Origin of the sequence: Streptomyces sp. NPDC006372 (assembly GCF_040612515.1) — a bacterium.
GTDB lineage: Bacteria > Actinomycetota > Actinomycetes > Streptomycetales > Streptomycetaceae > Streptomyces.
Window position 1 is genome coordinate 847,494 of sequence record NZ_JBEXQJ010000001.1, and the last position, 12,423, is coordinate 859,916.

11 protein-coding genes are annotated in these 12,423 nt (G+C 72.3%); 5 read left to right on the forward strand and 6 right to left on the reverse strand.

Features of this window, described 5'->3' with window-relative positions; translation table 11 throughout:
- The first annotated feature begins 52 nt into the window (after nt 1-52).
- From ABZ016_RS03750 to ABZ016_RS03760, 3 genes are all read left to right on the forward strand, one after another.
- The gene (locus ABZ016_RS03750; protein WP_356914897.1) at nt 53-2,206 is read left to right on the forward strand and encodes a glycosyltransferase family 39 protein; all 2,154 of its coding nucleotides are present in this window, start codon (nt 53-55) and stop codon (nt 2,204-2,206) included.
- Between the two features lie 195 nt (nt 2,207-2,401).
- Nucleotides 2,402-3,010 (forward strand): hypothetical protein, encoded by a 609-nt coding sequence (locus ABZ016_RS03755; RefSeq protein WP_356914898.1) that lies wholly within the window; start codon nt 2,402-2,404, stop codon nt 3,008-3,010.
- Nucleotides 3,011-3,109: 99 nt separating this feature from the next.
- Nucleotides 3,110-3,514 carry an ATP-binding protein gene (locus ABZ016_RS03760; protein ID WP_356914899.1) on the forward strand — a complete coding sequence of 135 codons (405 nt, stop codon included), beginning with the start codon at nt 3,110-3,112 and terminating at the stop codon, nt 3,512-3,514.
- 11 nt (nt 3,515-3,525) lie between these two features.
- Here the strand turns inward: ABZ016_RS03760 and ppk2 are convergent, their stop codons facing one another.
- The 5 genes from ppk2 to ABZ016_RS03785 all read right to left on the reverse strand — a co-directional run bounded on the left by ppk2 (nt 3,526) and on the right by ABZ016_RS03785 (nt 9,032).
- Nucleotides 3,526-4,482, reverse strand: coding sequence for a polyphosphate kinase 2 (gene ppk2 / locus ABZ016_RS03765; RefSeq protein WP_356914900.1), 957 nt, complete (start codon nt 4,480-4,482; stop codon nt 3,526-3,528).
- Between the two features lie 32 nt (nt 4,483-4,514).
- Nucleotides 4,515-4,757 (reverse strand): DUF6411 family protein, encoded by a 243-nt coding sequence (locus ABZ016_RS03770; protein ID WP_356914901.1) that lies wholly within the window; start codon nt 4,755-4,757, stop codon nt 4,515-4,517.
- A 92-nt stretch (nt 4,758-4,849) separates the two neighbouring features.
- Nucleotides 4,850-6,535: a thiamine pyrophosphate-binding protein gene (locus tag ABZ016_RS03775; RefSeq protein WP_356914902.1), complete on the reverse strand. Its 1,686-nt coding sequence runs from the start codon at nt 6,533-6,535 to the stop codon at nt 4,850-4,852.
- Entirely contained in the window at nt 6,532-7,515 is a 984-nt protein-coding gene (gene speB / locus ABZ016_RS03780) for an agmatinase (protein ID WP_003990417.1), read from the reverse strand. Before speB ends, ABZ016_RS03775 begins: the two co-directional genes overlap by 4 nt.
- Nucleotides 7,516-7,571: 56 nt before the next feature.
- A complete protein-coding gene (locus ABZ016_RS03785) occupies nt 7,572-9,032 on the reverse strand; it encodes a sodium:solute symporter (protein ID WP_356914903.1) in 1,461 nt (486 codons plus the stop codon).
- 132 nt (nt 9,033-9,164) lie between these two features.
- Here ABZ016_RS03785 and ABZ016_RS03790 point away from each other — a divergent pair, with 132 nt between their 5' ends.
- Together ABZ016_RS03790 and ABZ016_RS03795 are read left to right on the forward strand one after the other, a co-directional pair.
- Complete coding sequence (locus ABZ016_RS03790; protein ID WP_356914904.1) at nt 9,165-10,646, forward strand: PucR family transcriptional regulator ligand-binding domain-containing protein; 1,482 nt, start codon at nt 9,165-9,167, stop codon at nt 10,644-10,646.
- A 105-nt stretch (nt 10,647-10,751) separates the two neighbouring features.
- A complete protein-coding gene (locus ABZ016_RS03795) occupies nt 10,752-11,540 on the forward strand; it encodes a phosphatase (protein ID WP_356914905.1) in 789 nt (262 codons plus the stop codon).
- Here the strand turns inward: ABZ016_RS03795 and ABZ016_RS03800 are convergent.
- Nucleotides 11,533-12,423 (reverse strand): acyl-CoA thioesterase II, encoded by an 891-nt coding sequence (locus ABZ016_RS03800; RefSeq protein WP_356914906.1) that lies wholly within the window; start codon nt 12,421-12,423, stop codon nt 11,533-11,535. The two genes, ABZ016_RS03795 and ABZ016_RS03800, sit on opposite strands and share 8 nt — an antisense overlap.

Consider the following 12,423-nt stretch of genomic DNA (forward strand, 5'->3'; position numbering starts at 1 on the left):
CGGGCCAGCTTGGGCACAGCGGCCACCCAACAGGGCTGTCCACCATGCTCGGGTGACATCTGCCACCGAAACCCAGCTCCGCACCGCCGAGCCCCCTCCGGCCGCGCCCCGGTCCGACGCCGTTCCGCGCTGGTCACTGCCCGCGCTGCTCGCGATCCTCGCCCTGGCCGCGGTGCTCTACTCCTGGAACCTGTCCGGCTCCGGCCTCAACAGCTTCTACAGCGCCGCCGTGCTGAGCGGCACGCAGAGCTGGAAGGCGTGGTTCTTCGGCTCGTTGGACGCCGGGAACTTCCTCACCGTCGACAAGCCGCCGCTCGCGCTGATGGTCATGGGCCTGTCCTGCCGGATGTTCGGCTACGGCACCTGGCAGATGATGGCGCCGATGGTCGGGGCCGCGCTGGCCACGATCTGGGTCCTGCACGCCTCTGTGAAGCGCGTGTTCGGGCACGCGGCGGCGGCCGTCGCCGCCCTCGTCCTGGCCCTCACCCCGATCACGGTCGCCATCAACCGGGACAACAACCCCGACACGCTCCTGGTGTTCCTGATGGTGTCGGGCGCGGCCCTCGGCCTGCGGGCGGTGCGCAGCGGGCGGCTGCTGCCGCTGCTCGGTTCGGCGGCCTGCTTCGGGCTCGCCTTCAACACCAAGATGCTCCAGGGGTACATCGCACTGCCCGCCGTGTTCGTGGTGTATCTGTACGCCGCGAAGCCCGCGTCGGTGAAGCGCGTCGTGAACCTGGTGGCCGCCGGTGTGATGCTGGCCGTCTCCAGCTTCTGGTGGGCGGCCGCCGTGTCGCTGGTCCCGGCCTCCTCGCGGCCGTACATCGGTGGTTCGACGGACGGCACCGCCTGGAACCTGATCATGGGCTACAACGGCCTCGGCCGGATCTTCGGCGGCGAGGGCAACGGCGGGGGCGGGGGCGGCGGAGGCGGCGGCTTCTCCGGTACCGCCGGTCTCGGCCGGATGTTCAACGACATCCTCGGCGGCCAGATCTCCTGGCTGATCCCCTTCGCGGGTGTCGCGCTCGTGGGCGGCCTGGTCCGGTGCGGCCGCGCACCGCGAACCGACCTCACCCGGGCCGCGCTGCTGCTGTGGGGCGGCTGGACCGTCCTGCACTACCTGACGTTCGCGCTGGCCGAGGGCACGATGCACCCGTACTACACGACCGCGCTCGCCCCGGGCGTCGCGGCGCTGTGCGGAGGCGGCGGGGTGCTGCTGCTGCGCGCCTTCCGGGCGGACCCGCGGTGGGTGTGGGTGCTGCCCCTCGGGCTGGGCGTCACGGCCGTCTGGGCCGCGGTGCTGCTGCGGCGGGCCTCCGGTTGGAACACCTGGCTGTGGCCTTCGGTCCTGGTCGTCATGGCGCTGGCCCTCGTGGGGCTGTTCGTCTTCCGGTCCGGCGTCTCGGGGCTTCGGCTGCGGCTGCTCGCGGTGTCCGTGGCTGCGGCGGTCGTCGCAGCGGTGGCCGGGCCGGCGGCGTATGCCTGGTCGGTGCCGTCCGGGTCGGGCGGTGGCGGTGGCATGGGTGGGACGAACCCGACCGCCGGGCCGTCCACGGGCAGTGGTTTCGGCGGGCCCGGGGGCGGGGGTCGTGACGGCGGGGGCTTTCCGGGCGCGGGCTCGGACGGGCCGGGCGCGGGCGGGATGCCCGGCGGGGGGACACAGCAGGGTGGCAACGCCCAGGCGGGCCGTGGCTTCCCGGGAGGCGGGACGCCGTCCGGCGGGCAGAGCGGGCAGGTTCCTGGCGGCAAGTCCCCGAACGGCACGGGCGACGGCACGGGCGGTCCCGGCGGGATGGGCGGCGCGAGCAGCGAACTGGTCGCCTACCTCAAGAAGCACCAGGACGGCGCCGAGTGGCTCCTGGCCGTGTCCAGTTCGCAGAGCGCGGCCCAGCTCATCCTGAGCAGCGGGGAGCCCGTCATCTCGATGTGGGGCTGGTCCGGCAGCGACAAGGCGATGACCCTCGCCAAGCTCGAGGAACTCGTGAAGAACGGCGAACTGCACTACATCCAGCTCGGCGGTGGCGGCATGGGCGGCGGCCCCGGCGGCGGCAGCACCGTCAGCTCCGAGGTCACGGCGTGGGTGCAGAAGCACGGCACGGCGGTGAAGGAGAGCGACTACAGCAAGAGCACCGGCTCCAACTCCTCGTCACAGTCGAACCAGTCGAACCAGTCGACGATCTACCGCCTGGACCCGTCCGACGTCAGCTGAACCGGAACCGGAACTCTTGACGCCGTCTGTCCCATCGGGATACTTGCGGTCGACAGCACACCAACTGACTTGTCAGTGAACAGAGTTGACCCATCCACAGCTGACGCCGTCAGTGGTTCCGTATGTCCGAGATCCCGAACGCCGTACGAAGTTTCGCCCCCACGCGTCACGGCCACCCCCACAGGAGGATCCCCCATGAGCCCACGCAAGGCAGTCATAGCCACCCTGACGGCCGCGCTCCTGATCGGCCCCGGCGTCGCCCAGGCCGCGACCCCGCAGACCACCGCCGCACCCGCCCCGGCCCGCGACCGCGCCGCGGCGGCCACCATCACCTGGTCCCTCGTCCGCGCGAGCAACCCCACCGAGGACCAGCGCACGGCCTACGACCTCATCACCAAGGCCATGAACGCGGCGGTGGCCCGCTACAACAACCTCAGCGACCTGGGCAAGACCATCACCGTCCGGTACGAGCCGGGCGTGCCCACCGCTGACGGCAACATCAACGGCACCATCCGCTTCGGCAGCAACCGCAGCTACATGAACGAGCGGACGGCCCTGCACGAGACCGCCCACACCCTCGGCGTGGGCACCAGCTCGGGCTGGTCCCGGCTCGGCGGCAGCGGCACCTGGACGGGGGCGCAGGCCACCGCGCTCGTCAAGCAGTACGACGGCTCCGGGGCGAAGATCTCCACCGGCGGCGGCCACTTCTGGCCCTACGGCCTGAACTACGACAACGAGTGGTCGACCACGGCGGCCGACCGCCACGTCCACATCGTCGCCGCCATGGTCCGCGACGGCCTCTAGCCGTGTCCGGGTCCGGCGCCCTCAGGTCTGTCGATGCGGGCGCCGGGTACCCGGTTCGCGTACGAGCTGCTGTGTGGTCGAAAACGGGAGGTCGGGGCGGTGGCGGTGAAAGCGATGGGGTGGGCGCACTCCTTCCGTATGTCCGAGGGCGTGCGCGCCGGTCGGCAGTGGACGCGCGAGCGGCTCGAGTCCCTGCCCTGGGCCGCTGCCGAACCCGACACGGTGGACGCCGTCGTGCTGGCCGTTTCCGAGCTGATCACCAATGCGCACGTCCATGCGCACAGCGACGCGCACCTGGTCCTCACGTGGGACGGTGACTGCCTCCATGTGAGCGTCCACGACGAGGACCCGACGCTGCCGCGCGGGCGCGAGGCGGAGCCGGGTGATGTCGGCGGCCGTGGCGTGGCCATCGTGCGGACGCTCGCGGACGAGTGGGCGATGAGGTGCCAGAAGCACGGCAAGACGGTGACGGCTTGTTTCCGCCCCGCCAGTGCCGGTGCCTGAGTGTCGGAGTGTCAGTCGGGCCCGGGATGCTTGCCGGGCCCGTCCGCGCCGGGGGACAGCGGAGTGGGTGACAGTGTGGTGTCCTCCTCCCCGGGCTCCAGAAGGGTGTCGGCGGCGCCGACGATGAGGGGGTCGGGGGTGCCGACCGCCTCGTGGTCCTTGCTGGCGTAGTCGATGCGCGACAGCAGACTGCGCATCGTCTCCAGCCGGGCACGCCGCTTGTCGTTGCTCTTGACGACGGTCCAGGGGGCGTGTGCGGTGTCCGTGGCACGGAACATGTCGACCTTCGCCTCGGTGTAGTCGTCCCAGAGGTCCAGCGAGGCCAGGTCGGTGGGCGAGAGCTTCCACTGGCGCACCGGGTCGACCTGCCGGATCGCGAAACGCGTGCGCTGCTCGGAGCGGGACACGGAGAACCAGAACTTCACCAGCAGGATGCCGTCGTCGACCAGCATCCGCTCGAAGGCCGGGCACTGGTCGAGGAACAGCTCGTACTCGTCCTTGGAGCAGAACCCCATCACCCGCTCCACGCCGGCCCGGTTGTACCAGGAGCGGTCGAACAGGACGATCTCCCCGGCCGTGGGCAGTTGCTCGATGTACCGCTGGAAGTACCACTGGCCCGCCTCGCGTTCGGTGGGCTTGTCCAGGGCGACCACGCGGGCGCCGCGCGGGTTGAGCCGCTCGGTCAGCCGCTGGATCGTGCCGCCCTTGCCCGCCGCGTCCCGCCCCTCGCACACGACGACCACGCGCGCGCCGGTGTCCTTGACCCACCGCTGGAGCTTGAGCAGCTCGATCTGCAGGACGCGCTTGGTCCGCTCGTACTCCTTGCGGCCCACCTTGCGGTCGTACGGATGGTTCTCCCGCCAGGTCCGGATGGGCCGCCCGTCTCCGTCCAGCACGATCGGCCGCTCCGGCCGGCTGGCGTCCACGGTCAGCCCGTCCAGCAGTCTGTCCGCGTCTTCGGCGTTCATCACCAGGCTCCCCGCTCCGTCCGCACCGTCGTTCAGAAGGGCAGGCGGCCGCGGGTGCGGCGACCTGCCGAACCGCTGCGGCTCACCGCGCGGGAACTGGTGTGGAAGGGCTTGCTGAAGAGCCGTCCCAGTATCCCGGGTGCCTTGCCACCGGCCCGCGCGCCGGCACCGAGCGTACGTTGCGTGCCGCGTTCGGGATGGCGGGACAGGCGGGGGACGAGGAAGGCCAGGACGGCCAGGACCACGCACACGGCGATGACGGCGACGACTACCATGATCGGCTCCCTTCGCTGGTGGACTGAAGCACAGGTGCCCCGTCCGGCCCCGCCCATGTGAGGAGCGCGGAACCCCGGCCGGCCGGCCGCGCTCAGCCCAGGTGCGTCGGCGCGAACATGCGCAGCACGGCGGGGAGCAGGACCACCGAGGGCCCGGGTGTCCGAAGCGCCTTCGCGAGGTCCCCCTCCAGGCTCTCCGGGGTCGTCCGCACCCCGGGCACCCCGAAGGACTCCGCCAGGGCCACGTAGTCCGGCCGGGTCAGTTCCGTCGCCGTCGCCTCGCCGAACGCGTCGTTCATGTACTCGCGGAGGATGCCGTAGCCGCCGTCGTCGACGATCAGCCAGGTGACGTCGAGGCCGTACTGGCGGGCCGTCGCCAGTTCGGCGATCGAGTACAGGGCGCCGCCGTCGCCGGAGACCGCGAGGACCGGCCGGGTCGGGTCGGCGGCCGCCGCGCCGAGGGCCGCCGGGAAGGCGTAGCCGAGGCCGCCCGCGCCCTGGGCGGAGTGCATGTGGTTGGGGCCCTTGGCGTCGAAGGCCGACCAGGCCCAGTACGCGAGGATCGTCATGTCCCAGAAGGACGGGGAGTCTGCGGGCAGCGCCCTGCGCACGGACGCCAGGACGTCCTGTTCCAGGGTGAGTTCCTGGGCGGCGATGCGCTCGGTGACCTTCGCGAGCAGCTCCCGTACGCGCTCGGGGGCTGCCGGGTCCTGTCGTTCGGACACGGTCTCCAGCAGGGCCTGCAACGCGAGGCGGGCGTCCGCGTGGATGCCCAGGGCCGGGTGGTTGGACTCCAGTTTGCCGAGGTCGGCCTCGATCTGGACGACCCGGCCGCGCGGCTTGAACGTGTGGTAGTTCGAGGAGAGTTCGCCGAGTCCCGAGCCGACCACCAGGAGGACGTCGGCGTCCTCCAGGAAGTCCGTGGTGTGCCGGTCCTCGATCCAGGACTGGAGCGACAGGGGGTGCTTCCAGGGGAAGGCGCCCTTGCCGCCGGGGGTCGTGACGACCGGGGCCGCGAGCAGCTCCGCCAGCTGCCTCAGCTTGCCCGAGGCGTCCGCCCGTACCACTCCCCCGCCCGCGATGATCGCCGGCCGGGCCGCCTTCGAGAGCAGGTCGGCGGCGACGGCGGTCAGTTCGGGGCGCGGCGGCAGTTCCTCGGGGAAGGCGTCGCCGCCCGTCACCACCGGGATCGCCGTCGGCGCGAGCAGCACGTCCTGCGGGATCTCCACCCACACGGGGCCGTGCGGGGCGGTCAGCGCCGACGTCCAGGCCGCCTCGATCGCCGAGGGGATCTGGGACTGGGTGCGGACCGTGTGGACGGACTTCACCACGCCCCGGAACGACGCCGCCTGATCGGGCAGTTCATGAAGGTAGCCGTGCCGGCCGCCGCCGAGCCCCGCCGTCGGGATCTGGCTGCTGATCGCCAGCACGGGAGCGGAGGCCGCCGCCGCCTCCTGGAGAGCGGCCAGGGAGGTCAGGGCGCCCGGCCCCGTCGACAGCAGCAGGGGCGCGGCCTCGCCGGTGATCCGGCCGTAGGCGTCCGCCGCGAACCCGGCGTTGTTCTCCACCCGCAGGCCGATGTAGCGCAGATCGCTGCGGCGCAGGGCGTCGAACATGCCGAGCGCGTGCTGGCCGGGCAGCCCGAACACGGTCGTCGCGCCCAGCCCGGCCAGCGTCTCCACGACCAGGTCTCCGCCGTTACGGCCTGGGGGAGGGTTCAGGGCGGCCTCCGTCTGGGCGGGCGTCGGGCGGAGCACCAGGTCGTGGTCGTGAGTCACTTCGCTTCCGAGTCCTTCCGGGCCGCGGCGATCTGGCGGGACATGATCGTGGTCAGTTCGTACGCGGTGTGGGAGGCCGCCACCGACGTGATCTCCGCGTGGTCGTACGCGGGGGCCACCTCGACGACGTCGGCCGACACCAGGTTGCAGGATGCCAGGCCGCGCAGGATCTCCAGCAGCTCGCGCGAGGTCATGCCGCCGGCCTCGGGGGTGCCGGTGCCGGGGGCGTGGGCCGGGTCGAGGCAGTCGATGTCGATGGAGATGTACAGCGGCCGGTCGCCGATGCGCTGGCGGAGCTGGTCGGCGACCTCGTCGGCACCGCGCCGGTAGACGTCCGCCGAGGTGACGATGCCGAAGCCCATCTTCTCGTCGTCGGTGAGGTCCTGCTTGCCGTAGAGCGGGCCGCGGGTGCCGACGTGGGACAGGGCGGAGGTGTCGAGGATGCCCTCCTCCACCGCGCGCCGGAACGGGGTGCCGTGCGTGTACTCGGCGCCGAAGTAGGTGTCCCAGGTGTCGAGGTGGGCGTCGAAGTGCAGCAGGGCCACCGGGCCGTGCTTCTTCGCCACCGAACGCAGCAGCGGCAGCGCGATGGTGTGGTCGCCGCCGAGGGTCATCAGGCGGGCGCCGGTGCCGAGGAGGTCGTCCGCGGCGGCCTCGACGGTCTCGACGGCCTCGTTGATGTTGAACGGGTTGACGGCGATGTCGCCGCCGTCCGCGACCTGGGCGAGGGCGAACGGCGAGGCGTCCTGCGCCGGGTTGTACGGGCGCAGCAGCCGGGACGCCTCACGGATCGCGTTGCCGCCGAAGCGGGCGCCCGGCCGGTACGAGACGCCCGAGTCGAACGGCACGCCGACCACGGCGACATCGGCTCGTCCGCCGACCTCGTCGAGCCGGGGCAGCCGGGCGAAGGTCGCGGGTCCGGCGTACCGCGGGACCCGGGAGGAGTCGACGGGTCCGCGGGGAGTCTCGTTGCTGCTCATGAAGAAATGCCTTCTTTCCTACGCTTCATCGCGTATGTACTGCTTGCCTTACGACCTTACCGGGGAGCCGTGACCGGTTCGGACGCGAGTTCGGGGGACCGTCCCGCGAGCCGCTCGCGCCAGGCGGCGAGGACGGCGGCGTCGGTGGCGGGGGTGGCCAGGGAGACGGCCAGGTAGGCGGCGAGCGAGGCGAGCAGCCCGTAGTAGACGGGCTCGTTGGCGAGGATCCCGTGCGTCGCCATCAGCACGACGACCGCGAGTCCGCCGACCACGACGGAGGCGAGCGCGCCGTACACCGTGCCCCGCTTCCACACCAGCCCGCCGAGGATCGGCACGAGCAGCCCGCCGACGAGGAGGTTGTAGGCCACGGTGAGTGCCTCCACGACGTTGTCGATCGCGATGGCCGTGCCGATGACGGCGAGGCCCATGAGCAGGATGAAGACCCGGTTGCCCTTCACCTCGTCGTGGTCGTCCGACGGCGCCTCGACGATCCCGCGCAGCCGGGACCAGATGTCGTTGTTGGCGACGGTGGCGCAGGCGATCAGCGCGCCGGACGAGGTCGACATCACGGCGGCCAGGGCCGCGGCCAGCACCAACCCCCGCACCCCGACGGGCAGTTCCTCCTTCACGATGGTCGCGAAGGCGTCGTCCGGGCTGCTCAGCTTCGGGTACAGCACCTTGGCCGCCGTACCGATGACGGCACCGGCGAGGGCGTACGCGAGGCAGTAGGTGCCGGCGACGGTCCCGCCCCACTTGGCGGTGCGGTCGCCGCGTGCGGTGAAGACGCGCTGCCAGATGTCCTGACCGATGAGCATGCCGAAGGTGTAGATCAGCACGTAGGTGAAGATCGTCTCGCCGCCGATGCCCAGCGGGTCGAAGTACTCGGTGGGCAGCCGGGCCTTCATCTCACCGAACCCGCCGGCCTTGACGACGGCGATCGGCAGCAGCAGGAGCAGCACGCCGATGGTCTTCACGACGAACTGCACCATGTCCGTCAGGGTGATCGACCACATCCCGCCGAGCGTCGAGTAGGCGACGACGATCGAGCCGCCGAGGACGATGGCGAGCGTGCGGTTGATGTCGAAGAGGACGTCGAAGATCGTGGCGTAGGCGATGGTCGAGGTCACCGCGAGCATGAGGGTGTACGCCCACATGACGACCCCGGAGATCACACCCGCCCGGCCGCCGTAGCGCAGATCGAGCATCTCGGAGACGGTGTACACCTTCAGCCGGGCGATGCGGGCGGAGAAGAAGACGGACAGGGCGAGCAGGCCGAGGCCGATGGTGAAGACCATCCAGGCACCGGACAGGCCGTACTGGTAGCCCAGCCCCACTCCGCCGATGGTGGAGGCGCCGCCGAGGACGATCGCCGCCATGGTGCCGGAGTACATGGCCGGGCCGAGGCGGCGGCCGGCCACGAGGAACTCGCTCTTGGAGCGGGCGCGGCGCATGCCCCACCAGCCCATGGCCAGCATTCCGGCCAGGTAGGCGACGATCACGAGGTAGTCGACGGCCATGAGGACCTCCTTCGCACACGCGGGGTGGCGGGAGACGAGGTTGACGAGCACTGACCCTAGGTGGCCGGAAAGCGACTGCGAAGTGTACGTTTCATCCATTCGAGCCGGTGCTGTATGGAGGGAACGCACACCATGCCGGATCCCGCCGTCCCGCCCACGCCTCCCGTCCGGCTCGCCGCCCTGCTGGCCCGCGAGGACCTGGCCCTGCGCCGGGTCGCCGGCCCGGACGACCCCGCGGCCGTCGTCCACTGGGTGCACACCTCGGAGATGGCCGACCCGTATCCGTATCTGCTGGGCGGGGAGCTGCTGCTCACGGCGGGCGTGCACATCCCGGAGGGGGCGGGGGCAGGGGCCTACTTCGACGACTACGTGTCCAGGATCGTGGCGGCGGGCGGTGCGGCGCTCGGCTTCGGTGTGGCGCCGGTGCACGACACGGTGCCGAAGGAGCTGGCCGCCGCCTGCGAGACCCACGGTCTGCCGCTGCTGGAGGTGCCGCCGCAGACCACCTTCTCGGGTGTGGCCCGCGCCGTCTGGCAGCTGATGGCGCAGGCCCGCCTGGCCGAACTCCGCCGCGTCACCGAGGCCCAGCAGAGCCTCACCGCCGCCGCCTCCCGCCCCGACCCGGTCCCGTCGGTCCTCCGGCAGCTCGCCCAGCGCCTGGGTGGCTGGGCGGTGCTGTACGGACCGGAGGGAGCGGAGGTCGCGGGGGCGGGCCGAAAGCCCGGGGAGGAGGCGACCTCGGCACTGGCGGGGCTGGCGGGGGTGGTGCGGCCGACGGGCGGGAGCCCCGGGGGGTCTCCGCACCCCACTTCCGCCACCGACACCGTCGCCGGCACCCACCTCGCCGCCTACGCCCTCGGCGCCGGGCACGGGTTCGTGCTCGGGGTCGCCGCGGCGGAGCGTGCGCCGGGGGACCACACCGTCGCCTCCGTCGCGGCCGTGCTGCTGTCCCTGCTCACCGGGGAGCAGCAGAGCGGCACCGGCGCCGCCCGTTCCGCCGCGCTGGTGCGGCTGCTGCTGGGGGCTCCGCCCGAGGAGGTCGCGCCGCTGCTCGGCGGCCGGCGGTGGCTCGTCGTGCACGCCCGGCCCGACGGACAGGGCCCTCCGGACGCCGTCGCGGCCTCCGCGCTGGGTGCCGCGCTCGGCTCCGCCCTGGTCGACCCGGCGGGCGAGGTCGTACGGGTCCTGGTCCCGGCCGACCGGGCACCTGCCCCGCTGCCCGGCTGGACCCTGGGCGTCAGCGCCGCCGCGGCCCCGGAGGACTGGCCCGCCGCCGACACCCAGGCGGCCCGCGCCCTGGCCCGGGCCCGCGCGACCCGGACCCCGCTGCTCCGGCACGCCCCGCGCCCCGCCCTGGCCGACCTGGTCCCGCCCGACGAGGCGGCGGCCCACGCCCGGGCGCTCCTCTCCCCCGTCACGGCACACCCCGCCCTCACCGAGACCCTGCGCACCTGGCTGTCCCTGCACGGCAGTTGGGACCGCACCGCCGTCGCCCTGTCCGTGCACCGCAACACCGTGCGGCAGCGCGTCGCCCGCTGCGCGGCCCTGCTGGAGACGGACCTGGACGACCCGGACGTACGCATGGAACTCTGGTTCGCACTGCGGCGGATCTGAGTACTTCGGCCCACGCATCGCCCACGTCTCCCTGAGCACGTGACGCACATCCCAGGGAGCAATACCCCAGGGACGCCCACCGGGGGCTGCCTCACAATGGGAGGCATGCCGATACCCGGGACACCCAGCCGCGCCGAACTCGTCGACCACCTCGTCAGGACGCGCATCGCGGGCGACGTCGCCACCCCCCGCGAGAACAACCTCTCCCACTACCGCAAGCTGGCGAACGGTGACCGCCACTACTGGCTGGGCCTGGAACTCGGCGACCGCTGGAGCGACGAGCAGGACGTCCTCGCGGTGATGGCGGAACGGGTCGGCGTGAACGACGACCCCGAGCACCGGTACGGCCAGGACACCATCGACCCCGAGCTGACGGTCGCGGCCCTGGACCGGCTCGCCGGGCGGCTGCGCAAGGCGGCCGACGGCGGGCAGCGGGTCCTCTTCGCCACCGGTCACCCCGGTGGCCTGCTCGACGTGCACCGCGCGACCGCGTCCGCCCTGCGCGCGGCGGGCTGCGAGATCGTCGTCATCCCGGACGGTCTGACGACGGACGAGGGCTATGTGATGCAGTTCGCGGACGTGGCGGTGCTGGAGCACGGCGCCACCCTGTGGCACACCCACTCGGGCGAACCGATGAAGGCCATCCTGACCGCCCTGGAGCGCGCGGGCCGCCCGCTGCCCGACCTGGTCGTCGCCGACCACGGCTGGGCGGGATACGCGGGACAGCACGGCGTGGACTCCGTCGGCTACGCCGACTGCAACGACCCCGCCCTGTTCGTCGCCGAGGCCGAGGGCACCGTGCAGGTGACGGTGCCCCTCGACGACCACGTCGTCAGCCCGCGCCACTACGACCCGATGACGGCGTACCTGCTGGCGGAGGCGGGCCTCAGCTAGCGTCCGGCTCGCGCGGGACGCGGACCACTCCCTCCTGGATGACCGAGATGGCCAGTTGCCCGTCCTGCGTGTAGATCCGGGCCTGTCCCAGTCCCCGGCCGCCGTACGCGGACGGGGACTCCTGGTCGTAGAGCAGCCACTCGTCGGCTCGGAACGGCCGGTGGAACCACATGGCGTGGTCCAGCGAGGCCCCGACGACGTCCCCGACGGCCCAGCCGCCGCGTCCGTGCGCGAGCAGCACGGAGTCGAGCAGCGTCATGTCGGAGACGTAGGTGGCGAGGACGACGTGCAGCAGCGGTTCGTCGACATCGCTGTCGAGCTTGCCGTTGGTCCGGAACCACACCTGCGAGTGCGGCTCGCGCCGCTCGCCGAACTTCCCGTACGGCGGCTCGTCGACGTACCGCAGGTCGACGGCGGCCCGTGCCTCGATGAACTTCTCCACGACCTCGGGGTCGAGATGGCCGTACCCGCGCAGCCGCTCCTCCCCGGTGGGCAGCGTGGCGGGATCGGGCGAGGCGGGCATCGGCGCCTGGTGGTCCAGCCCGTCCTCGTACGTCTGGAACGACGCCGAGAGGTGGAAGATCGGCTTGCCGTGCTGGACGGCGACCACCCGGCGGGTGGTGAAGGAACGGCCGTCGCGAATCCGGTCCACGGTGTAGACGATGGGCGCGCCGGGGTCACCGGGGCGCAGGAAGTACGCGTGGAGGGAGTGGGCGTGCCGGTCGGCGGGGACCGTCCGTCCGGCGGCGACGAGCGCCTGCGCCGCGACCTGCCCGCCGAAGACCCGGGGCACGACGGCGGACCGGGACCGGCCGCGGAATATGTCCTCCTCGATCTGCTCGAGGTCGAGCAGATCGAGGAGGTCCTGGAGTGCATTGCTCAT